Annotated in this window: 21 protein-coding genes and 1 tRNA gene; 9 read left to right on the top strand and 13 right to left on the bottom strand. The window is 64.7% G+C overall.

Annotated elements, in window-relative coordinates; translation table 11 throughout:
• Positions 1 to 36: 36 nt before the first annotated feature.
• The 6 genes from ACE191_RS08930 to ACE191_RS08905 form a co-directional block, all read right to left on the bottom strand.
• The gene (locus ACE191_RS08930; RefSeq protein ID WP_400191852.1) at positions 37 to 282 is read right to left on the bottom strand and encodes a hypothetical protein; all 246 of its coding nucleotides are present in this window, start codon (positions 280 to 282) and stop codon (positions 37 to 39) included.
• A gap of 4 nt (positions 283 to 286) precedes the next feature.
• Positions 287 to 790: a hypothetical protein gene (locus ACE191_RS08925; protein ID WP_400191851.1), complete on the bottom strand. Its 504-nt coding sequence runs from the start codon at positions 788 to 790 to the stop codon at positions 287 to 289.
• Between the two features lie 7 nt (positions 791 to 797).
• Positions 798 to 1,301, bottom strand: coding sequence for a YcxB family protein (locus ACE191_RS08920; RefSeq protein ID WP_400191850.1), 504 nt, complete (start codon positions 1,299 to 1,301; stop codon positions 798 to 800).
• Positions 1,302 to 1,358: 57 nt separating this feature from the next.
• Positions 1,359 to 3,209 carry an ABC transporter ATP-binding protein gene (locus ACE191_RS08915; protein ID WP_400191849.1) on the bottom strand — a complete coding sequence of 617 codons (1,851 nt, stop codon included), beginning with the start codon at positions 3,207 to 3,209 and terminating at the stop codon, positions 1,359 to 1,361.
• A 101-nt stretch (positions 3,210 to 3,310) separates the two neighbouring features.
• Positions 3,311 to 3,784, bottom strand: a complete 474-nt coding sequence (locus tag ACE191_RS08910; protein ID WP_400191848.1) for an energy transducer TonB — start codon at positions 3,782 to 3,784, stop codon at positions 3,311 to 3,313.
• A gap of 98 nt (positions 3,785 to 3,882) precedes the next feature.
• Positions 3,883 to 5,403 carry a sodium:solute symporter gene (locus tag ACE191_RS08905; protein ID WP_400191847.1) on the bottom strand — a complete coding sequence of 507 codons (1,521 nt, stop codon included), beginning with the start codon at positions 5,401 to 5,403 and terminating at the stop codon, positions 3,883 to 3,885.
• Positions 5,404 to 5,616: 213 nt separating this feature from the next.
• Here ACE191_RS08905 and ACE191_RS08900 point away from each other — a divergent pair, with 213 nt between their 5' ends.
• Positions 5,617 to 5,871, top strand: coding sequence for a hypothetical protein (locus ACE191_RS08900; RefSeq protein ID WP_400191846.1), 255 nt, complete (start codon positions 5,617 to 5,619; stop codon positions 5,869 to 5,871).
• Positions 5,872 to 6,116: 245 nt separating this feature from the next.
• Here ACE191_RS08900 and ACE191_RS08895 read toward each other — a convergent pair whose 3' ends face one another.
• Positions 6,117 to 6,614, bottom strand: coding sequence for a ferritin-like domain-containing protein (locus tag ACE191_RS08895; RefSeq protein WP_400191845.1), 498 nt, complete (start codon positions 6,612 to 6,614; stop codon positions 6,117 to 6,119).
• A gap of 195 nt (positions 6,615 to 6,809) precedes the next feature.
• A complete protein-coding gene (locus ACE191_RS08890) occupies positions 6,810 to 7,829 on the bottom strand; it encodes an MBL fold metallo-hydrolase (protein WP_400191844.1) in 1,020 nt (339 codons plus the stop codon).
• 264 nt (positions 7,830 to 8,093) lie between these two features.
• Here ACE191_RS08890 and ACE191_RS08885 point away from each other — a divergent pair, with 264 nt between their 5' ends.
• The gene (locus ACE191_RS08885; RefSeq protein ID WP_400191843.1) at positions 8,094 to 8,828 is read left to right on the top strand and encodes a Bax inhibitor-1/YccA family protein; all 735 of its coding nucleotides are present in this window, start codon (positions 8,094 to 8,096) and stop codon (positions 8,826 to 8,828) included.
• A gap of 99 nt (positions 8,829 to 8,927) precedes the next feature.
• Complete coding sequence (locus ACE191_RS08880; RefSeq protein WP_400191842.1) at positions 8,928 to 9,587, top strand: hypothetical protein; 660 nt, start codon at positions 8,928 to 8,930, stop codon at positions 9,585 to 9,587.
• On the opposite strand, the gene ACE191_RS08875 is transcribed toward ACE191_RS08880, so the two are convergent.
• Positions 9,535 to 10,788, bottom strand: coding sequence for an MFS transporter (locus ACE191_RS08875; protein WP_400191841.1), 1,254 nt, complete (start codon positions 10,786 to 10,788; stop codon positions 9,535 to 9,537). The genes ACE191_RS08880 and ACE191_RS08875 overlap by 53 nt on opposite strands.
• A 17-nt stretch (positions 10,789 to 10,805) precedes the next feature.
• Positions 10,806 to 11,039: a hypothetical protein gene (locus ACE191_RS08870; RefSeq protein WP_400191840.1), complete on the bottom strand. Its 234-nt coding sequence runs from the start codon at positions 11,037 to 11,039 to the stop codon at positions 10,806 to 10,808.
• A gap of 340 nt (positions 11,040 to 11,379) precedes the next feature.
• Between ACE191_RS08870 and ACE191_RS08865 the strand changes: the two genes are divergently transcribed.
• From ACE191_RS08865 to ACE191_RS08855, 3 genes are all read left to right on the top strand, one after another.
• A complete protein-coding gene (locus ACE191_RS08865) occupies positions 11,380 to 12,717 on the top strand; it encodes a hypothetical protein (RefSeq protein WP_400191839.1) in 1,338 nt (445 codons plus the stop codon).
• A gap of 327 nt (positions 12,718 to 13,044) precedes the next feature.
• Entirely contained in the window at positions 13,045 to 14,100 is a 1,056-nt protein-coding gene (locus ACE191_RS08860; RefSeq protein WP_400191838.1) for a sensor histidine kinase, read from the top strand.
• 53 nt (positions 14,101 to 14,153) lie between these two features.
• Entirely contained in the window at positions 14,154 to 14,954 is an 801-nt protein-coding gene (locus ACE191_RS08855) for a LytR/AlgR family response regulator transcription factor (RefSeq protein WP_400191837.1), read from the top strand.
• Positions 14,955 to 15,195: 241 nt separating this feature from the next.
• Here ACE191_RS08855 and ACE191_RS08850 read toward each other — a convergent pair whose 3' ends face one another.
• Together ACE191_RS08850 and ACE191_RS08845 are read right to left on the bottom strand one after the other, a co-directional pair.
• Positions 15,196 to 17,049 (bottom strand): M61 family metallopeptidase, encoded by a 1,854-nt coding sequence (locus ACE191_RS08850; protein WP_400191836.1) that lies wholly within the window; start codon positions 17,047 to 17,049, stop codon positions 15,196 to 15,198.
• An 87-nt stretch (positions 17,050 to 17,136) separates the two neighbouring features.
• On the bottom strand, positions 17,137 to 17,790 hold the full coding sequence (locus ACE191_RS08845) for a methyltransferase domain-containing protein (RefSeq protein ID WP_400191835.1): 654 nt from the start codon (positions 17,788 to 17,790) through the stop codon (positions 17,137 to 17,139).
• A 102-nt stretch (positions 17,791 to 17,892) separates the two neighbouring features.
• Here ACE191_RS08845 and ACE191_RS08840 point away from each other — a divergent pair, with 102 nt between their 5' ends.
• From ACE191_RS08840 to ACE191_RS08830, 3 genes are all read left to right on the top strand, one after another.
• Entirely contained in the window at positions 17,893 to 18,612 is a 720-nt protein-coding gene (locus tag ACE191_RS08840; protein ID WP_400191834.1) for a phosphatase PAP2 family protein, read from the top strand.
• Positions 18,613 to 18,755: 143 nt separating this feature from the next.
• A tRNA-Leu gene (locus tag ACE191_RS08835) sits at positions 18,756 to 18,837 on the top strand.
• A gap of 113 nt (positions 18,838 to 18,950) precedes the next feature.
• Positions 18,951 to 19,610 (top strand): phosphatase PAP2 family protein, encoded by a 660-nt coding sequence (locus ACE191_RS08830; RefSeq protein ID WP_400191833.1) that lies wholly within the window; start codon positions 18,951 to 18,953, stop codon positions 19,608 to 19,610.
• Between the two features lie 14 nt (positions 19,611 to 19,624).
• Here ACE191_RS08830 and ACE191_RS08825 read toward each other — a convergent pair whose 3' ends face one another.
• Positions 19,625 to 21,967, bottom strand: a complete 2,343-nt coding sequence (locus tag ACE191_RS08825) for a GAF domain-containing protein (RefSeq protein WP_400191832.1) — start codon at positions 21,965 to 21,967, stop codon at positions 19,625 to 19,627.
• Positions 21,968 to 22,041 lie beyond the last annotated feature (74 nt).

Genomic DNA, 22,041 nt, shown 5'->3' with positions numbered 1-22,041 from the left:
CAGACACTCCCGCCGCTCACAGGTTGCTCTTGAGCTTTAGCTATACAGTCGACCGTCGACCAGCAGGCGGGCAAACGAATCGTGGTGGTGCAGCAGGCGCCGGAAGCGCTGCAGCGACAGAGCGGAGTAGCGGCCATAGAGCGTGAAGGTTACTTCGGCGGGCGCCGGGCTCCAGCCGCGGCTGAAACGCGCCCCGGCGTCCATGGCCTCGTAGAACAGCTGCTGCACCGTGGGCACGTCGAGGTAGTTGGGGTTGAAGGTGACGCGCAGGCGGGTGGGCATGGTTTTACCGCACGTCGACGCCGTGATGCCTAAGCAGGCGCAGCACCGTATCAGCCGCATGGGGCCCCTGTACACAGTCCAGGTTCAGGAAAAAGCCCTGCTGCTGGCCCGACAGCAGCACCAGCCACGAGCCGAAGCGGTAAGCCCGCGGCACAACCGACCAATCCAACTGCACACGTTGCGTAGGGTTGTCGACTTTCAGTCCGGCGTCGCTCAGGTCGTAGGAAGTACAGCTGTTGAGCAGCGGCGTCTGCCGGTAGGTACGCGCCATCTGAACCGGTACCATCAAGAAGATGGCGAGCAGAAACCAAAAGAACAGCGTACCCCCGCTAAACCAGCTGGCAAAGGGAATAGCCCCGGTAAGCAGCTGCCCCACGAAAAGCACCACGGGAAGCAGGGGAAGTACGATAACCCATATCAGGGGATTGGCCTTGAGGGTGAAGCGCCAAGCCAGATAGAAATACCGCCAGAACGAAAGGCGCACCGCGGATACGGCAATGGAGTACATAACGGGGCTATTTAAGCAGGTTGCGGCCACGAAGCAGCTGCGTGACTTCCGCTGCCGTGGCGGGCGGCTGAATGCGGGCCGCGTCGAGCAGAAAGCCCGCGCCGCTGGCTTGCAGATACCACCAGCCCGGCAATTCCGTAGCGCGCTGGATGGCCGACCACTGCAGCTCAGCTTGCACTTCGCTGCTGAACATGCTTACTCCTTCGTCGGAAAGAATGTACGTGGTAGGGGCCAGAAAGCTTTTGCCGTTGGCGTAGACCCGGCGCACTGCCCGCTTGAAGATGAATAGCTGCATGACGGTAAAGGCCACCGTTATCAGCGCATAAAACCCGATTGAGGTCGGATTTAGCGAGCCCCCACGCTCAGTACCGGAATCTGCCCAGAAAAAGTATCCAAACACCAGTGGGGCCATGAGTAGTATCAGCAGCCGCCGTCTGCCGGATAGCTGCCGATGGATGTGGGCAAATTCTTCAAAAGTTACCGTGACTTCGGAAATAACAATCGGTTGCATGGGACCAAGTTAGCCCCGTGCAGCCGATTGCTGAGCGGATAATGAAGTGGCCAGCTCTTACGTCAGCTCGAACTGCAGCTTGAGCAGGTTGGCGTACAGGCCATTTTCGTTGTCGCTCAGTTCGTCGTGGCTGCCCTGCTCCACAATGCGGCCGCCGTCGATGACCAGGATCTTGTCGACTTTGCGGATGGTGCTCAGGCGGTGGGCAATGATGATACTGGTGCGGTTCTGCATCAGCTCGTCCATGGCCTGCTGCACCAGCTTTTCGCTTTCCGAGTCGAGGGCCGAGGTGGCTTCGTCGAGCAGCAGGATGGCCGGGTTTTTCAGGATGGCGCGGGCAATGGCCACGCGCTGGCGCTGCCCGCCCGAGAGCTTGATGCCCCGCTCGCCCACCACCGTCTCCAGTCCCTCGGGGAAGCTTTGAATGAACTGCCAGGCGTTGGCCCGGCGGGCGGCGTCGATAACGTCGGCCTCAGTGGCACCGGGGCGGCCGTAGAGGATGTTTTCGCGGATGGTGCCGCCGAACAGCATGGTTTCCTGGGGCACAATGCCGATGTGCTGGCGCAGCTCCGTCAGGTCGAGCGAGTTGATGTCGCGCCCGTCGATGCTGATGCGGCCGGCCGTGAGCGGATACAGGTGCATCAGCAGCTGCACGATGGTGCTTTTGCCCGCGCCCGAGGGCCCCACCAGCGCCACCTTCTCGCCGGCTTCGATGCGGAAGGTGATGTCCTGCAGCACTGGTAGATCGGGGCGCGTGGGGTAGCGGAACTCCACGTGCTCGTAGGCAATGTTACCGCGCAGGCGCAACGGCGGCGTGCCCGCCGGCCGCGGCTGGTGCACCGGCTCCGACTCCTCGTCGAGGATTTCCAGAATGCGCTCCGAAGCACCCAGGCTGCTTTGAATCTTGCCGTACATCTCGCCCAGCCCGGCCACCGAGGCGCCGATGAACATGGTGTAGAGGATGAAGGCCACCAGGTCGCCCATGTCGAGGTGGCGCGGGTCGGTTTTGGGCAGCTCCACGTAGGTAGCACCGCGCCAGAGTACCAGGAAGATGCCGCCGAAAATGGCCACGATGATAAACGACACGAAGGCGCCGCGGTACACGCTCGATTTCAGGGCGGCCTGCACCGTGCGGCTCAGGCCGGCGCCGTAGCGGCTCACCTCGTGCTGCTCGCTGGCAAAGGCCTTCACTGAGTTGATGCCCTGCAGGGTTTCCTCCACGATGACATTGGTTTTGGCCAGCTCGTCCTGGGTTTGCTTGGAGAGCTTGCGGATGCTGCGCCCGAACAGGAAAGCCAGCAGCACCAGGGGCGGAAACGTGGCCAGCATAAACAGCGACAACCGCCACGACTGCCACATGATGAAGCCCACACCGGCCAGCAAGGTCAGAATCTGGCGCAGGAACTCGGCCAGCGTGAGGGTAAACGTGTCCTGGATGTTGGCCACGTCGGAAGTCAGGCGGGAGGTGATTTCGCCCACCCGGCGCTGCTCAAAAAACGGGATGGGCAGCGTGACGAGCTTCTGGTAGAGGGTGCGGCGGATGTCGCGCACCGAAAACTCGCTGACCCGCGAAAAGAAGTAGATGCGGAAAAACGAGAAGATGCCCTGCAGCAGCACCACCCCGAAGAGCAGCAGCGCAATGCCGGTAATGGTCTGGGGCACGAACGGCGGCAGCGCGTCCACCTCGTGGTTGGCCACGTTCACGATGTAGCCCAGCATTTTGGGCATCACCATGGTGGATACGCTGCTGAGCAGCAGCAGCAGCAGGCCCGCCATAAACGGCACCTTGTAGGGCAGCACGAAGCGGAAAATCCGCCGGCCGCGCTGCAAATTCTCCTTGGTAAGCTTGACTTTGGGCACGTCCGCATCGGTCGTGCCGCTGGTATTCAATCCGCTTCTGGCTGCCATTCTCTTGGTATAGAACTTAGATCGGAGAGCTTAGAACTGAGCTGACTGCGCCTATCCACTTCTAAGCTCTTGGTTCTCTTCTCTGAGTTCTAAAGACTCGTTTACTCGAATTTTACTTTGCCCTTCTCCACAATCAACTCGCCGGAGTTGCCGAAGGGCACGGCCAGGGTTACCTCGGCGGCCACCGGCTGGCCCTTGCGGGTGGCGGGTTTCCAGGCCGGCATGAGGCCCAGCAGGCGCAGGGCTTCGGCGTCGCAGTCGGGGGTAAAGCCTTTGTCAACCTTCAGCTCGCGCAGGCGGCCGTCTTCGCCCACGGTGAAGCTGGTGAACACGATGCCCGACTTGCCCTGCTCCCGCACGGCGGCCGGCGTCTGCACGTTATCCTGAATAAACTGGCTCAGGGCGGGCTGGCCGCCGGGAAAGGCCGGGGCCACGTCGGGGCGGTTGGGGCCGGGCTTAAGCTGCGGGCGCATGCGGTCGGCGCGCATCACCACCGGGCCGCGGGCACCGGGGCGCTGGGCCCGGGCCAGCGGGGCCACGCCCAGCAGCAGCACGAACAACAGGAGATATTTCACGGACGAAAAGGCGGATGGGGTGGGACGCCGCCGAAAGGAGCGCCGCGGCAACCGGGCGCTCCTTTCGGCGAAGGCGCAACAAAGCGCGAAGGTACGGCCTAGCTAACCAATTCGGCGGCAGCGGGGTTCACCGGCGCGGCTACGGCCTGGCGGCTCGAAATCAGCCACAGGCCGGCGAAGGTGAGCAGGCCGTTGTAGATCAGCTTCTCGAAGCCAATTTCGTAGCCTCCGAACCAGGCCGCCGAGTTCTTGACCAGCATCCAGGTAAGCAGGGGCGAGAGCACGCAGATCAGCGGCACCCAGCGGTCCTGGGGGCGGCGCCGGGTGTAGAGGCCAAAGGCGTAGAGGCCCAGCAGCGGCCCGTAGGTGTAGCCCGCCGCGTCGAACACGGCCGACACCACGTTCTGGTCGTTGAGGGCGCGGAAGATCAGGATGATGGCAATGAGCACGCCGGTGAAGGCCAGGTGCGTCATCTGGCGCATGGTTTTCTGCCGGGCCTCGGGGTAGCGCGAAATGCCCAGGAAATCGACGCAGAAGGAGGTGGTCAGTGCCGTCAGGGCCGAGTCGGCCGAGGCGTAGGTAACGGCAATGATGCCCAGCACGAACACCACGCCGGCAAACAAAGAGAAGTGGTTGGTGGCCAGGTAGGGAAATACCTTGTCGGTGTCGAGGTTGCCCTTCAGGTTCAGCAGCTGGGGCAGCTGGTCGAGGGCAATGCCCTTCACTTCGGCGTATTTGAACAGGAGCACGCCCAGCGAGAGAAACAGGATGTTGACGAACACCAGCGTGAGCGTAAACCAGAACATGTTTTTCTGCGCGTCGCGGATGTTGCGGCAACTCAGGTTCTTCTGCATCAGATCCTGGTCGAGGCCGGTCATGGTGATGGTAATGAACATGCCCGCCGCGAACAGCTTCCAGAAATACTTCTTGTCGTTGGGGTCGGCGAAGAAGAAGGTTTCCGACAGCGGCGACTCGCGCACCGTCTGCACCAGCCCGGCCCAGCCCAAATTCAGCTCCTGCCCGATGAGGCCGATGCTGACCACCACGCAGATGAGCATGGCCAGGGTCTGAAAGGTGTCGGTCCAGAGAATGGTTTTGAGCCCGCCGCGGAAGGTGTAGAGGTAAATCAGCAGGATGCTGACGGTAACCGTGACGGCGAAGGGCACGCCCAGCGCGTCGAACACCACCAGCTGCAGCACGCCCGCCACCAGAAACAGGCGGAACGAGGCGCCGATGGCCCGGCTCAGCAGAAAGAAGAAAGCCCCGGTTTTGTAGCTCCAGAACCCGAAGCGCTGCTCCAGGTAAGTGTAGATGCTCACCAGGTTGAGGCGGTAGTAGAGCGGCAACAGTACCGTGGCAATGACGGCGTAGCCGGCCACGTAGCCCAGCACCATGCCCATGTAGCTCCACTGCCCGGTGAGCACCTGCCCCGGCACCGACACGAACGTGACGCCCGAGAGCGAGGTGCCGATCATAGCGAAGGCCACCATGTACCAGGGCGCATTGCGGTTGGCCACGAAAAAGGACTCGCTCGTGGCTTTGCGCGAGGTGAGCAGCGCAATGATGACGAGCACGACGAAATAGCCGGCAATCAGGCTCAGAACCAGGGTGGGCGACATAGGCGGGGAAATAGGGGGGCAAAGATAAGATCTGGGGGATAGGTAACAGGTGACAGGTGACGAGGGAACAGGTGAAACCTGACAGGAGTGGGTGAACAGTTGAGGGAGGGTGCGCATGGTGGCCGGGCGAGGCGGCGCCAACTCGACCAAAACAGCCCGGGGGCCGGACCGTACTACTCCCAAGCCACCAGAACCCATTATTCCCGCCAGCCCATGCCCCTGCATCCCGACCTCGACAAGAAGCTCAGCAAGAAGTTTGAACCCAAAACCCGCATCGACGACGTGTTTAAGGGCTACGACATCACCTTTGTCACCAACGAGCACGGCGAGCCGGTGCTGCTGTTTTTCGGCCGCCGCCGGCCCAACGGCGCCATTGCCGGTGAGCGGTACACCCGCACCATCAAGCGGGAGCCCGGTAGCCTGGAAGTGAAGCACAGCCACTGGGACTTGCAGGGCAAGATTCGGTAGGGCTGTGTGCGCAGGCTGCTCGGCCCCGCTGTCATTGCGAGCGAAGCGAAGCAATCCTTCCTCTCGCGGCACGGCGGCAAGAGTAGCACAAACCGAAAAGTCGTCAGCACGAAAACAGCCCCGCCCGAAACCTGGGTTACTGGTTTCGGGCGGGGCTGTTTTCGGTCAGTAGGTATTATGGCGTCGGTGCTACTAGAGGAAGGATTGCTTCGCTTCGCTCGCAATGACTGCTGCCCGAACCGGCGCTATTCCGCTTTCTGGTTGAGGTAGTTCTTGGCCAAGTCGTTGAGCTTGGTATCGGTGAACTTTTCCTCGTCCAGGGTTTTGCGCAGCAGCTCGGCGGCGTCGGCGTAGCCCAGGCGCTCGGCGTAGTGGGCGGCGGTGCCGTAGCAGGCAATTTCGTAGTGCTCAATTTTCTGCGAGGCGCCAATCAGGGCCGCGTCCATCACCTCGTCGGTGGCCCGCTCCGACATCAGCTTCTGGCCTTCCTTGATGAGCCCCTGCATGGCCACGCAGGTTTCGCCGCCCAGGTCAAGGTCCAGGGACTTGCCGATGCGCTCCAGGCGCTGAACCTGCTCCTCGGTTTCGCGCAGGTGGCGCTCGAAGCCGCGGCGCAGGCGGCCGTCTTTGGCAGCGGCGGCCATCTGGGGCAGGGCTTTCACCAGCTGGGTTTCGGCGCTGTACAGGTCTTTCAGGCACATCAGCAGCAGGTCGTCGAGGGTTTCGAGTTTGTCGAACAGCATAGCAGAAGAAGGTTGGGTAAGGCGTAGGGCTGGCTTATCCAGCGTCCCCGGGGCTTACGCGCTGCCCGGACCGATGTTAAGGCCGAGCTTGTCAGTTGCCAGTTGCCAGTTGCGAGTTTCCAGTTGCCTGTCACCTGTCACTTGTTACGTGTCACCTGTTACCTGTCACGTGTCACCTCATCACCTAATACCTATTCACTCCAGCCCGGCCAGGGGCAGCGGCTGGCCCACGGCCAGTGCGTGCAGCTGGGCGCCCAGCCAGCCTTCGTGGGCAATCTGCTCGAGCAGGCGCAGGGGCTCCGAGGCGGGCTCATCCGACAAGTCGTAGGTGCCGTGGTGCATGGGCACGAGGTGGCCGGCGCGCAGCTGGTTGGTGGCCTTGGCCGCTTCGTGGGGCGTGAGGTGGCTGCGCCGCATCATGAAGGCGGGCTTGTAGGCGCCGATGGGCATGATGACCACGTCGAGCGGGCCGAATTGCTCCTCGATTTCGTAGTAGTGCGGGCCCTCGGCCGAGTCGCCGCCAAAGTACAGGGTGCGGCCGCTGGCCACGTCGCGCAGCAGAAACGAGCCCCAGAGCACGGTGTTCAGGTCGGCTAGGCCGCGGCGGTGCCAGTGGCGGGCCGGCAGGTAAAAGATTTCCAGCGGCGCGGCGGGGCCCAGGTCGAACTGCTGCCACCAGCCGGCCTGCTGCACCGGCAGCGCCCCCGTGACGCCGCGCAGCACGTTAGCCACGCCCAGTGGGCCAAGCACCTGCGCCTGGGGGTTCTGGCGGGCCAGCAGGCGCAGCGACTTTTCGTCGAGGTGGTCACGGTGGCCGTGGGAGAGCAGCAGCAGGTCGAGGCCGGTGAGGTCGTGGGGCGCGCAGGGCAGGGCGTGGCGGCGGCGCATGAGGGGCAGGTCGAACAGCAGCGGGTCGAACAGCATGTTCAGGCCACCCAGGCGCAGCCAGAAGGTGGCGTGGCCCAGCCACACCAGCGTATCGGCGGGGCGCTGGCGCAACAGCTCGGCGCAGGGCTGCACGGCGGGAACCCAGGTGTCGCGCTTCTTTTCCGCGGCCTGCGGGTTTTTGGTCAGCAGCTTCCAGCGCAGCACGTCCGAAAATTGTGGGGTGTAGAGCGCGTCGCCGTTGGCGAACTGGCGGCCGATTTTCAGGTTGCCGGGGTAGCCGGGGCGAATGGTAGGCAGCGCGGGGTTGCGCACGTACTGGCTTTTCATTGATCAATTATCATTTAACATTTATCAGGAGGGCAATGAGCAATCAACAATGAACAATTAGCAATGAACAATTATCAATGGAGAATGGCCAATGAGCAACGGAAAGCGGGGAATGGAACAATGGCGGCGTGCGGGGTCGGGTACAAGGGAACGATGATAGATGGTAATTGATCCATGACACGGGTTGGCGGCCGGGGCGCAAACAACTACTTTGCCCGCGCTTTTGCTTAACCTCACCCTTGGCTACCCCTGCTACCGCGCTTGATGATGGACGAAACCATACCCCAGGAAGTCAATCAGCAGCCCCCGCAGCTGTTGCTTACGGCCGAAGAAGCCGCTGCCATTCAGGCCCGGTTCATGACGCAGGTGTACGGCTGGATGGCTGGCGCGCTGGCCCTGACCGGCGGCGTGGCCATGGTGGTGGGCGGCTCCGCCGAGCTGCAGGAGCTGGTGTTCGGCAACCGCCTGGTGTTTTGGGGGCTGCTGCTGCTCGAGGTGTTTGTGGTGGGCTGGCTGTCGGCGCGCATCTTCGCCATGCCGGCCCGGCAGGCAGTGGGCGCCTTTGCCGCCTACTTGGTGCTCAACGGTCTCACGCTGGGGCTGGTGTTCATGGTATACACCACCGGCTCGCTGGCTTCCACGTTTTTCGTGACGGCGGGAACCTTCGGCGCGATGAGCCTCTACGGTTACTTCACCCGCACCGACCTCAGCAGCTGGGGCAACCTGCTGTTCATGGCGCTGATCGGGCTGGTCATTGCCTCGCTGGTGAATTTGTTTTGGGCCAACGAAATGCTGTACTGGATTACCACCTACGTGGGCGTGCTGCTGTTTGTGGCCCTCACGGCCTACGACACCCAGAAGGTGAAGCAGCTGGCCTTCATCGGCCTCGACGACGAGGAAACCGACCGCAAGGCTGCCGTGCTGGGGGCCCTCACGCTGTACCTCGACTTTGTGAACCTGTTTCTGTACCTGCTGCGCCTGTTTGGCCGGCGCAAGTAGGGCCTGGCTATTTGTGCCTAACCCGCACGCGCCTCCCTGGTAAACTTGTGTGCTTTTGTTAACCTCGCCCAGGCTCCAATCACCTGCCTCGAAAGTTGTATGAATGATGGTTTCCTGACCTATCAAAAATTTCTTTCCCTTGAAGCATCTCAGGGCTTACTGAGCTTGTTACAGGAACACAACATCCCTTACGAAACCGTTTTGGTGCAGCCGGCGGCTGACCCAAGTTTTGCTTTCAATGAGGTGCACCGGCACTGCGAGGTAAAATTGCGGGGGCAGGATTTTCCCCGCGTCCACCAGCTCGAAGAGCAGGCCAATGAGCAATTGGCTGCTTCCGTGGATCCTGACCATTACCTGTTTCGGTTCACCGACGACGAGCTGATGGGCATCTTGGTGCGGCCCGATGAATGGAGCAAGCTAGATTTCGTACTGGCCCAACGCATTTTACGGGACCGAGGCCACGACCTGAACCCTGATACCGTGCAACTACTCCTGCAACACCGCAATGCGGAGCTGGCCAAGCCCGAGGAAAAACAGCCCATCTGGATTATGCTGGGTTATGTTTCGGCGTGTGTAGGCGGACTGCTTGGTATCATCATTGGCTGGCATCTCTACTCGCACAAGCGCACTTTGCCAAACGGCGAGACCGTACAAGCTTTTTCCGCTGATGATCGGGTGCATGGCCTCCGTATTACCATCCTTGGCGTCATATTTCTGATTCTATGGGCGGCGGGGCGGCTTCTGCTGTGGGAGAAGTAATAAAGAACCGCGAAAGCCAGGCTACGCCGGCCAGGCAGAGGGCAAACCAGGCCCAGGGCAGGCGCAGATCGACCACCGACAGGAGACCGAAGACGAGGGTGCCGGCGAAGCTGGCCAGGCCCTGCACGGCCTGGTTGAGACCGAAGATTTCGCCGCGGTCGGCCTCGGTGGTGCGCTGGGCGAGCAGGCCTTCGAGCAGGCCCTGAATGAGCGAGAGCGTGAGGCAGTCGAAGGCGACGATGACGTAGAGCGCGACCTGGGAGGAGCCCACCAGGCCGTAGGCTACCAGCACGGGCACGCCCAGCAAGGCCAGCCAGAAAATGGCGCGCCGCTGGTTGATGCGGTCGGCCACGTAGGTGTAGAAGAGGTAGTTGATGGCAATGCTGGCCGTGCCGAAGGCCATGAAGAAGTAGCTGATGGCGCGGGCATCCATGCGCAGGGCGCTGAGGCTGGCGAAGGGCACGAAGTAGAAGTAGTAGCCAATGCTGAGCGTGAACAGGGCCTGGGTGAGCACCAGGCGCAGCAGGCCGGGGTGAGCCTGGTTTTTGGCCTGCAGCCGCTGCCAGATCAGGTGCACGTTCACGGCTTCGAGCAGGGCGGCGCGCAGCGCGGCGGAACTCACGCCGCGGCGGCCGGCGTGGGTTTCGCGCAGGGCCAAACTAAGGCCGATGTTGAGGGCGGCCAGCGCCACGGCAAAGCCGGCCACGTAGGCGGCCTGCCGGCCCTCGGGAATGCGGTAGAAGGTGAGCAGCAGGCCTGAGCACATGGGGCCCAGCACGAAGCCCAGGGAGATGATGGCGCCCTCGATGCCCAGGTTTTTGAACACGCGCTCGGGCGGCGACAAGTCGGTAATGGCCGAGCGGGCGGCGGCGTACATGCCGTTGGTGAAGCCGTCGGAGACGCGGTTGGCCAGGTAGAGGCCGGTGCGCACGGGCAGCAGCAGGCAGTTGGCCAGGAAGGTGCCGGCCGCGGAGAGAATGAAGACGGGGCGGCGGCCGTAGCCATCGGAGAGCTTGCCCAGCAGCGGGGCGGCCACCAGCTGAATGCCGAGGAAGATGCCGGTGCCCAGCGTCAGCCAGAGCTGGGGGTAGGCTTTGCCGCGCACGTACTCGGGCAGGATGGGCCCCAAGGCGGCGCCGGCCACTACGTCGACGAAGATGACGGCGTAAATCAGGCGGAGCCGGCGGGTGTCATTGGTCATTTATCAATTAACATTTATCAATGAGCAATGAGGATTGGGGGCAAAGCTACGGATGTGCTGGGTGCCTTGGATGGAGGGGCGACGATGCAGGAGACAAGGCTTGGTGGCAGGTCGTCATTGACGGGTGTAAGGGCGTCAATGGCCGGTGTAAGAAGGTGAATGGCGGGTGTCGAGGTGACAATAACCGGCGTCAAGGCGTCATAGGCTTTGGTCGTAGTGGCAATGGCCTTGGTCGAGGTGGCAACGGTCATGTGCAAGGTTGGCATTGACCCTGGTCATGGCGACATGGCGTTTGGTCGTAGTGACATTAGCCTTGGTCAGCGTGGCAAGACGCTTGGTCGAAGTGACATTGACCTTGGTCAGTGTGGCAAGGGCTGTGGTAAAGGTGACAAGGCGTTTGGTCGAAGTGGCAAGGCATAGGTGCAAAGGTGACATGGCACTTGGTCGAGGTGACCTGAGCGAAGGGTAGCTGCTCGTGGGATTTTTGCCGGGGTTCAGCGGGTTTTTGCGGCGGTTCGGGGGAAGAGGTTTCCGATAGGGGCGGGGCGGGGCGTGGTTTGGGGCAGTTCTCACCGCTAACCCTTCTTCGCCATGCTTTTCTGCCCTGCTTTCCGCCGCCTGCCCCTGCTACTTTCCGTCGCCCTGCTTGGCTATGTCCCGGCTTCGGCCCAACCCACTGCCTCCGCGCAAGCGCCGGCCGCCGCCACGGCCGCGGTGCTGCCGCTAGACTCGGTGTTTGCCGGGGCGCCGCGCGAAACCCTCGACCTGCCGGGCACGCCGGCGTTCCGGCTGTTCGACGAGGCGTTTTACCAGAACCAGCTGTTTCTGCTGGGCGAGTCGCACGGGGTGCAGCGGCCCCAGGAAATCGACTTCGCGCTGCTGCGCCACCTCAACGAGCGGGCCGGGGTGCGCTACTACCTGGCCGAGGTTGACTGCGCCAAGGCCCACTACCTGAACGCCTACCTGGGCACCGGCGACGCGGCCACGCTGCGCCGGGTGTTTGCCAGCTGGGTACGCCAGCAGGCACAGTGGGGGAACGAGGATTTCGTGCGCAAAGTCCAGCGCATCCGGGCGCTGAACCAGACCCTGCCGGCCGCGCGCCGCATCCGGTTCGTGGGCATCGACGGGCTGCAGGACTTTGCCCTGGCGGCCGACTACCTGGCGGAACTGCGGGCGGGCAGCAAGCGGTTGCCGGCCGGGCTGAACGGCCGCCTCGACTCGGTGCAGGCGGCGCTGCGCGGCGCGGAGCCGCAGGCGTTTGCCGGAGTGGCCCTGCGCACTCAGCAGGCTTTGGGGCAACAGGAGCGGGCGGCGCGGCGGGCGCTGGGCACGAACTACGGGCTGGTGCAGCACCTGCTGACCAACGCCGCCTACGCCCGCACGCTGCCCTCGCGGGAGGCGCAGCTGTTTGCCAACTACCAGGCCGTGCTGCCGCTGCTGCACCTTGAGAGCGAGAAGCTCTACGGCATGTGGGGCACGGGACACGTGCTGCAAAGCCCGGCGCTCGGCGGGCACGTGGCCTTCGCGGCCCGGGTGCGGGCCAGCACGCTGCCGGCCCGCGACAAGGTGGTGTCGCTGCTGTGCACCTACTCCGGCTCGCGCATGATGTACGCCTCAGCCCAGCTGCCGGCGCCTTTCCGCGCCGCGGGCCAGGCCTACACGGCCGCCACGCAGTTCAACCACGACGGGCCGCTGGTAATGTTGCAGGGCATTGAGGCGCTGAAAGCTGCTACCCAACCCGGCAGCACCACTCTGCTGAAGCTGGACGCGCCCACGGCGGCGGCGCGGCGCCTGCCGGTGCAGGTGCGCTACGCCCCGGGCCTGCCCGCCGCCCAGCAGCTGCGCTTCGACCCGGCGCTGCCGGCCACGGCCTACGTGCAGTACCTGCTGCTGGTGCGCGACTCGGGCATGACGGAGCCGCCGCGGTAGGGACCTCCTCCCGGCCCCCTTTCCTCGCTCGATGCGCGACACGGGGGAGAGGGGGAGCCAGGCGACGTAGGGCCGAAGTGCCAGGGCATCAGGCTGAGACTGGCGTCCGCGTAGCCGACCCGAGAGGCGCCGTAGGCAAGTTCTGCTCCTGCTTCGTCTGGCTCCCCTCTCTTCTGGAGAAGGGTCGGGGGGGGAGGACCAGATGCTTGGGCCAGCTCAGTATGTCCTCTCTTTTTCTTTCGGCAGACTGGCTGGAGTACTGTTGCGGTTGGGGCCGGACCGCCGTTTCGCTTACCTTCACCGGCCGCATTCAGGCCCCAGTTGTATATGCTTGCTTGGTTGTTTCGTGGAGCTTTTGGGCGCTGGGTGGGGCGCTCCGACGCGGGCGTGGTGCTGGTGTACTGGCTGGTGGTGGCGCCGCTGCTGCTGCTGGAGTACGTGCCCGAATTTGGCTGGGCGCGGGCCGTGCCGGGGACCGTGTTTACCATAGCACTCGATACGCTCACGGTGCTGCTGGCGGTGCGCGGACTGCTGCCGCGGCTGCTCACGCCGGGGCGGCGGGTGGGTGGGCTGGCGCTGCTGGCGGGCTTTATCGGGCTGAGCGGGGCGGCTTACCTGGCGGGGCTGGTGTGGGTGTTTGGGCAGCCGCTGAAGTGGAGCGGGCTGGCCCTGCTTTACGGGGCCGTGAGCCACGCCCGCAGCTACGGACTGCTGGCGGTGGTGCTCACCGGCAAGCACTACCACGACGCGCAGCAGCGGCTGCTGGGGGCACAGAAGGCCCAGGCCGAAAGCGAGCTGCGGGCTTTGAAGGCGCAGATCGACCCGCACTTTCTGTTCAACAACCTCAACATCCTGCACGTGCTCATCGCCCAGGATGCCGACGTGGCCAGCCACTACCTCGACCGGTTTGCGGGCCTCTACCGCTACCTCATTCGCCACAAGGACGCCGATTTTGTGCCGCTGGGCGAGGAGCTGGCCTTTTTCGACGACTACGTGTATTTGCTGCGCCACCGCTTCGGCGAGGCCTACGCCTTTGAGGTGGAGCTGACACCGGGCGCCGACCCGGCCCGGCTGCACGTGGTGCCGGGCACGCTGCAGATTCTGATTGAAAATGCCACCAAGCACAACCGCGGCGACGACGACGAGCCGCTGCGGGTAGTGGTGCGGGTGCAGGCCGAGGCGCTGCAGGTGAGCAACCCGGTGCGGCCCAAGCGTCGGGCACCCGAGTCGGGCGGCACGGGCCTGCTGAATTTGCAGGCGCGCTACCGCATTCTCACCGGCCAGGTGGTGCAGGTGCAGCGCGGTACCGATTTCGTGGTGCGCGTGCCGCTGCTGCGCCAAACCCAGCGCCGCCCGGCGGAAGCACCGCTGCTGGTCGGCTAAGCCGGGCAAGCACGTTTGCTAAGCCCTAAAACCTAAGTCCCTAAGCCCTAATCATGCGCCTGCTCATTCTGGAAGACGAAGCGCTCACGGCCCAGCAGATTTGGCGGTTTGCCGCCCGCTACGGCCTGCCCACCGACGACGTGCACGAGGTGCGCAGCGTGGAAAAAGCGCTGAACTGGTTCCGGGAGCACGCCATGCCCGCGCTGGTGTTTTCCGACATCGAGCTGCTCGACGGCAACGTGTTCAGCCTCTACGAGCAGGTGGCCGTGACCTGCCCCATCATCTTCATCACGGCCTACGACCAGTTTCTGCTGCCCGCGTTCCGGGCCAACGGCATCGGCTACCTGCTCAAGCCCTTCAACTACGAGCAGTTTGCCGCGGCTCTGGGCAAGTACGAGGGGCTGAAAGCCAGCTTCGCCGCGCCTGAGCCGGCCCCGAGCGAGCCGGCAACGGTAGGGGCAGGGTTGTCGGCGGCCGTGGTGGAACAGCTGAGCGCGGCACTGCGGCGTCAAGCGGTGAGCTACCGGCAGCGCCTGACGGTGCGGCAGCGCAACAGCTTCTACCTGCTGGCGGTGGACGAGGTAGCGTATTTGCAGGCCGAGGAGGGGCTGGTGTTTGCCGTGGACCGGCAGGGCGGGCGGCATCCGCTCACCGGCAGCCTCAGCGAGTGGGAAGCCCAACTCGACCCGGCGCAGTTTTTCCGGCTCAACCGCAGCGAGCTGCTGCACATCGGGGCGGTGGAGCGGGTGGAGCCCTACTTCAACAACCGCCTGGCCGTGAAGCTGCGGCAGGGAGACACGCTCACCAGCAGCACCGCCCAGACGCCGGCTTTGCGCCGCTGGCTGGAAGGGTAGGGGCAGCGCCCCTCCACGCCGGCTTGGGGCGATGAAAGCCCACGACAAAAGCGCCGCCGGGTAATTACCCGGCGGCGCTTTTGTCGTGGGCTTTCATCGCCCCAAGCCGGCGTGGAGGGGCGCTGCCCCTACCCTTCCAGCCAGCGGCGCAAAGCCGGCGTCTGGGCGGTGCTGCTGGTGAGCGTGNCCGGGTAATTACCCGGCGGCGCTTTTTGCTTGATTACCTGAAAACGGAAGCCTGTTACTGCTTGGCCTTGCTGCCCAGCCAGGCGGCGCGGAAGGCCAGCTGCTCGGGCGTGGGCTGCTGGCCGGCCAGCTCGGCGGGCACCACTTCCAGGTTGGGGTCGGGCACCAGGGCAATGCTCACGGTGCGCACCTGCCCGCGCGAGCGGTACTCCAGGGGCACGGTGTCGCCGGCCTTGTGCTTTTTCAGGATGTTGGCCAGGGCTTTTTCGTCCTTAAGGGGCTTGCCGTCGAGGCGCAGCAGCTCGTCGTCGCGGTCGAGGCCGGCCTGGTAGAGCGGGGTGCCCACCAGGGTGTTGAATGCCAGCACGGCGCGGCCGTTCTGGAAGCTGAGCTGGCCGGCGCGGCCCAAAGCAGGCGCGGTGGAGCGGGGGCGCAGCACCATGCCGGCGGGGGCCAGCAGCTCCTGAAAGTTGTGCAACTGGTGGCCGTGGATGTGGCCTCGGAAAAAGCTGCCGGCAAAGGCCGTGTCGCCGCTTACCTGACCCAGCACCCGCTGCAAGTCAGCCAGGGAGTAGGGGCTGGTGGGCGCGTAGTTCTGCTGGGGCTTGCCGTGCTGCTGCCACACGATGCGCATGAAGGCGTCGAGGTCGGTCTTGTACCGCTGGCGCAGCAGCAGGTCGAGGGCCAGGGCGTTGGCGCCGCCCACGGTGTAGTACGACTGGTAGGTGTTGAGCCGGTTGCTGGGGTCGATGGACTTGGCCGCGTCGACGAAGGGGGCTTGCTGGCTCATGTACACGGCCGAGTTGCGCGCCGGCCCCGGCCAGGTGAGCAAGGTGTTGACGAGGCTGTTGAGTGACTCCTGGCAGTACTGCTGGTCGGAGGTGAAGACGCCGGAGCGGCGCAGCAGCAGGTCGCCGTAGTACTGGGTAAAGCCCTCGGCAAACCAGAGCGAGTTGCTCATGTTGGCCCGCTCGAAGTCGAAGGGCTCCAGGTCGCGGGGGCGGATGCGCTCCACGTTCCAGGCGTGGAACAGCTCGTGCGAAACGGTGCCCAGGTTGTCGAGGGCGCCGGGGCCGCCCAGGGAGCGGGGCGCGGTGAGCGAGGTGGAGTTGCGGTGCTCCATACCGTCGCCGCTGGCCTGGGGCAGGTAGTTGGCAATAAAGGTATAGCGGCCGAAGTCGAAGCGGGGCAGCTCGCCAAACACGGCTACGCCCTCCTTCACCACCTTTTTGGTTTGCTCGGTGAAGCGGTCCAGGTCGGCCTCGGTACCGGGGTGCAGCACGGCCAGCTCAATGGTCTGGCCGCCTTCCGTCCAGCTGCGCACCTGCTGGGCGCCCAGCGAGGTGGGCGAGTCCATGAAGTACTGGAAGTGCGGGGCGCGCCACACCGGGCCGTCGGGCTGCAGCTGCGAGGCCACGCGCCAGCCCTCGGGCAGCTCGAAGCGCACTTCCACCGGGCGCTGGTCGAGGCCGCGGGCAAACACGAAGGTAGCCGGGGCGTTGAGGTGGGCGTGCTGGGCGTCGATGCCGGCGTAGGTGCCGTCGGTCCGGTCGCCGTACAGGGTGTAGCTGAAGCGCACGGTGCCGTCGGGGCCGGGTGTCACGTCCCAGCCGTAGGGGTCGGGCTGCACCAGGGCCAGGGGCTTGCCCTGGGCGTCGGTGGCCTGCACGTCGTATACGTTCTTGGCAAACTCGTGCAGGGCGTAGCGGCCGGGCGAGGAGCGGGCCATGCGCAGGCGCAGGGGCTGACCGGCGGGCACCTGGCTGAAGGTGGCGGTGATGCGGGCCTCGTGGTGCACGGCGTTGGGAAACCCAACTTGGTACTGCACCGGCGCCTGGGCGCGCAGCACGAGCGGGGTGGCAAGCAAAGCAAGGCCCAGCAGCAGGTGGGCGGGCAGGCGGAGCATCATGGCAAGCGGGGAAAGTGGCGGCCGAAAGTACGCCGCGCCCAGCAGACGCCGAAATGCGGCGGGCGTTGCGCCCAACCGGAGAGGCTGCTAGTGGTCAAGCGGCTGCTCGCTCCACACGGCGGCTTCTACCAGGCCATCAACCCACAGCTGCTGCCAGCGGCGCTGCAAGCCCAGCCGGTGCAGGGCGGTGGCCACGTCGGGCAACTGCCGGGCCGCCACGCCCGAGGCCAGGCCGAAAAAGCGGTACATGAGCGCGTGCAGGCCGCGCTGCCAGCGGCGGCGCGGCGGGGCAAAGTCGGCCAGCAGCCAGCGGGTACCGGGGTGGGTGTGCGGGTGCAGGCGTTTGAGCAAAGCGGCCAGCTCGGGCGCGGGAAACAGGTCGAACAGGAAAAAGGCCAGCAGTGCGTCGCAGGGCGGGCTGGGGGGCAGGTCGGCCTCGGTGCCGTGCACGAAGGTTACCCGCGCCGCGGCTTCAGGCAGCTCCCGCCGCAGGTGGCGGCGGGCGCGGCGCAGCATTTCGGCCGAGGCTTCCACGTACAGCACCTGCGCGCCGGGGCAGCGCCGCAGCACTTCGGGCAGCACCCGGCCCGTGCCGCCGCCGATAAACAGCACCCGGGCTGCAGCCGGCGGCAAACCCGCGAGCAGCACCGCCTGCTGGGCCCGCAGCAAGGTGCGGCCGAACACGAAACGGGCGAGCGGGTCGTAGAACGCGGCCACGGAGTTGAAATCGGGAGCCGGCATGGGCAGCGGGGCGGGGGGCAGGGGCGCCGGGCGGCAAGGTACGGCACATCCTTCGGGGCGCGGTTTGCGTTGCGGGAAGCAAACCTCCCCGTTTCCCTGCGCATGACTGTGTTTTTTCGCCGCCTCGTGGCCGGGGCCGCGTTGTTCGTCACCGAGTTTGCCCTGATTCTGCTGGTGGGCACCGTGGGCATCGTGATTTTCCTGGCCCTGGGCCGGCAGGTGCTCGGCGACGGGCAGGTCGGCTTCGACGAGGCCGCCTTCAGCTGGTCGCACGCGTTTCTGGGCGAAGACAACCGCGGCTGGGTTGATTTCATGACCTTTCTGGCCTCGCGCAACTTCATCGTGGTAGCGGCCCTCACGGTTATCGGCTACTTCCTGGTCATTCGGCGGCACCGCTGGTACTCGCTCAAGGTACCGGTGGTGGCCCTGGGCAGCATCACCCTGAACCTGCTGCTCAAGAGCTTTTACAACCGCCCCCGGCCCGCGCTGCCGCTCACCTCGGCTTCGGGGCTGAGCTTCCCGAGCGGGCACGCCATGATTTCGGCCTCGTTCTACGGCCTGCTCATTTACCTGGTGTGGCAGCACGTGGAAAACCGCTCGTTGCGCTGGCTGCTCACGGTGCTGCTCACCACGCTCATCCTGCTCATCGGCCTCACGCGGGTGTATCTGCGGGTGCACTATGCCTCCGATGTGCTGGCCGGCTTGGCGGCCGGCCTGCTGTGGCTGCTTATTGCGCTGCCCTTGCTGCGGCGGCTGGAGCTGTTTACCAAGAAGCGCGTGCGTCCCGAGCACGGCTCCGGCCCGGTTATCGACGTGCATTGAAAAATTTGGGCCTGATAGTCAGTTGGGAAGCCGAAGCCAGTCAGGTTTTTTTGCCCCCGGGCTTGACAGCAACGCCCCCGCGCCCTACTTTTGTATCACATTTCAACTCCCGGTAAGCGGGACGCCAACTGAAATGCTTCGTTGCGGTTGTGGCGAAATTGGTAGACGCGCTGTCTTCAGGCGGCAGTTCCGAAAGGTGTGAGAGTTCGAGTCTCTCCGACCGCACAACATAGAAAGCCGGTTCCGCAAGGGCCGGCTTTCTTGTTTTTCGGGCCCGGCGGCTTTGTTCGGGCTGTCGGGGTAGGTTTTGGGGCGGCCCTTGGCTTACTTCGCCGGGTATGAACCGCCTTTCTGCCTTTCTGCTGCGCCTGCTCGGGCAGCTCTCCGCCGAGCTGGTACTGGCCATGGTGGCGTTTGCGGCCTCGTTTGCGGGCTTTCTCTACCTCACGCGGCTGGTGTTCTACGCCGGCCCCGAGCAGTTCGATTCGGCCGTCTTCGCCTGGTTCGACCAGCTGCGCGCCGCCCGGCCCGGCCTCACCGACTGGGTGCGGGGCGTCACGTTTTTCGGCTCGGCGCGCTGGTTTGTGGCCGTGGCTTTGCTACTGCCGGCGCTGCTGTGGTGGCGCAAGCTGCGCCGCGAGGCCGTGGAGGTGTTTGCCGCCGTGGCGGGCGCGGCGTTGTTCAACCAGGGCCTGAAGCTGTACTTCGGCCGGGTGCGCCCCGACACGGCCCTGCTGCCGCAGCCGGGCCTGAGCTTTCCCAGCGGCCACGCCATGATTGGGGTGGCGCTTTACGGCATGCTGGCCTGGCACCTGTGGCAGCACGGCCGCCGGGTGGGCGGCATGGCGGCACTGCTGCTCTGGGCCTTGCTCATCGGCCTCAGCCGCATCTACCTGCACGTGCACTACCCCACCGACGTGCTGGCGGGTTTCGCCGCCGGCACGCTCTGGGTGGTAGTGGTGCGCCTCACGGTGCAGCAGCGGCTGAAGCGAGACTAAACCGGGCGCAGCGCTTAGTCCAGCTTCACCTTCACGCGCAAGGCCAGCAAACCCTTGGCCCCCTGCAGCTCTTCCAGCTCCAGCTCTTCCAGGCCGGGCTCAAGCAGGTGGCGGTCCTGCAAATAGTCGATGTACTCGCGGTATTCGGCGCCTTCGCGGGGCTGGGCATACACCAGGGCAATGTAGCCGGGCTGGGTGAGCCGCTCGCCGGTGCCCAGCACGGTGGCCTTGTCGATGCGCTTCTTGATGATTTCGTAGCGGATGTTGTAGGCCCCGTCCACGTCGAATTGCCGCTCGTCGGCGCGAAAGCGGATACTCAGCGACTGGCTGTGAATGAGGATGAGCTGGGTGGTTTCGAGCGGCAGCGACAGCGTGTCCCGGAGGCGGTGGGTCAGGCGGGTTACCTCGCAGGTGACCAGCAGCTGCCACAGACGCAGGTTTTTCAGGAAGATCAGGTCGAAGGGCTTGTCGTGCACCAGCGAGGCGCCTACGTACACGTTGAACTCCACGCCGTCGGTTTTGAAGCGCTGGAAGTAGTGGGGGTACATCAGCTGGGCCTTGCGGTCTTCCTCGTCGAGGTAGTCGCTCACCGTGTCGTTGAGGCGGGTGATGCTTTCCTCGAAGGCCTTGCGGCGCTTGTAGAGAATGCCCAGCTCAGGGTCGATGTTGTTCCAGTACTCGCCAATGACCGGCCGCAGCTCGGGCGTGTGCTGGGCCAGGTACTGAAACAAGGGCTCCACCTCCGATTTCAGCGACTCAAAAATGCTCACTTCGTCGCCCGACAATATGCCCTGCTTGAGGCGGCGCAGGTTTTTGGTGACGTAGAACTTGAGCTCGTCGAGGATGGGCAGGGCCTGAAACTCGGTGGCTTTCTTGAGCACGCGGTTGGCTAGGGTCAGGTGCTCGATGAGGTCGGCCTGAATGGCCTCGTTGCGGGCCGTGCTGGAGCCGCGCACGTCGAACGAGCCGTAGAGCGGGTACACGTCGTGAAACACGATGGGCTCCATTTCGGCGTTCTTGTTGCCCTCGTCGATTTTCTCGAGCAGGTTCAGGGCCGCGTCGGTGAAGCGCCACTCCAGGCTGGGGTGAATGGCGGTGAAGCGTTCCTTGATGACGGCCTGCACGCGCGTCTGCAGCTCTTCGGCGTTGCGCTTCACGGCCACGGCAAACAGGGGCTGAAACGCCGATACCTTGTCGAGGTCGAACTGCGTCAGGTCGCCCGCGGTGGGGGAGCCTAGCTCCAGCAAACCCACCGCGTCGTCGCCGTAGGGCAGCAGCGCCAGAATCATCGAGCGGATGCCCATGCCCAGCAGCTGCTCGCGCAAATCACCGGGAATGTCGGCCGTCTGCACGTCTTCCAGCACCAGGGGGCGGCGCTCCTGCAGGAGCTGCTGGTACACCCGCCGGAAGCCCGAGGTGGCATGCTGGCGCTGCAGCTGCTTCATCAGAAAGGAGTGGTTGATGCGCCGGCCGAAATCCACGAAGGCCTTTTTCTTTTCGTCGTAGGCGGCAATGCCCAGCTGCAGGGCCGGGCGGCCGAAGAGCACGCGCAGCTTTTCCTGAATCTGCTCGAGGCGGTCGGCGGCCTGCAGCACGTCGCGCTCGAGCAGGTCGTACTTCAGCTCCGAGAGAATTTCCTGGTCGGTGACGTCGGTCAGGTGCAGCAGGTTGAAGCCCTCCAGTACGAAATTTTCGGGGGGCAGCAGCTCGCTCCACAGCTCCAGGCTGCGCGGGTTGCGGGCCAGCTGGTCGAGCTGCTCGGCCGACAGCTCGGGGCGCTGGCCCACCACGTGCACGTCGAGAAAGGCCGAGTCGAACACCACCGAGTAGTGCCGGTACAGGCCCATGCCGTAGTCGGGCACGGTAAAGATGATGTTGCCCGCGTCGGGCATCTCCACGCCGTAGAGCTTTTCCATGATCAGGAAATACACCATGTGTACCAGGTGGCGCTCCATAGTGGCCACGTCGATGTTGAGCGGCTGCTTCACGCGGTGGTCGGCGCCCAGCAGCACCTGGGCAAAGCGCGGGGTGTGGTAGAAGCTGTAGCGCTGAAAGGGCGGAACGGCCCCAATGATGTCGGTGGCGAAGGAGGCCGGCGGAAACACGGCCACCATCAGCGACTCGATGAGCTGGCTGGCCCGCGGCGACAGGTTCTGGGGGTCGGCCAGGGGGCCGCGCAGCTCGGGCTGCTGCTCCACCTCGCGCAGAATGCCCCGGGCCAGCAGCGCCAGGCCGGGGTTGGCGTCGTCGGCCCGGGCCTGCCACCAGGCAATGATGGGCTCGAGGCTGAGCGTGGTAGTAAAGTAAAAAGCGGGCGGCGCGGGGGCCGTCGAAGTATCCTTGGCAGGGGTCGGCATGGTGGGCAGCAGTGGCAGCAGCGGTACGGAATGCCGTACCCACCGCTATACGCAGGCGCCGCGCCCGGGGTGGC

This window comes from Hymenobacter sp. B81, from assembly GCF_044628455.1.
GTDB lineage: Bacteria > Bacteroidota > Bacteroidia > Cytophagales > Hymenobacteraceae > Solirubrum.
The sequence above is the reverse complement of the archived record's forward strand: the minus strand, read 5'-3'. Positions and strand labels throughout refer to the sequence as shown.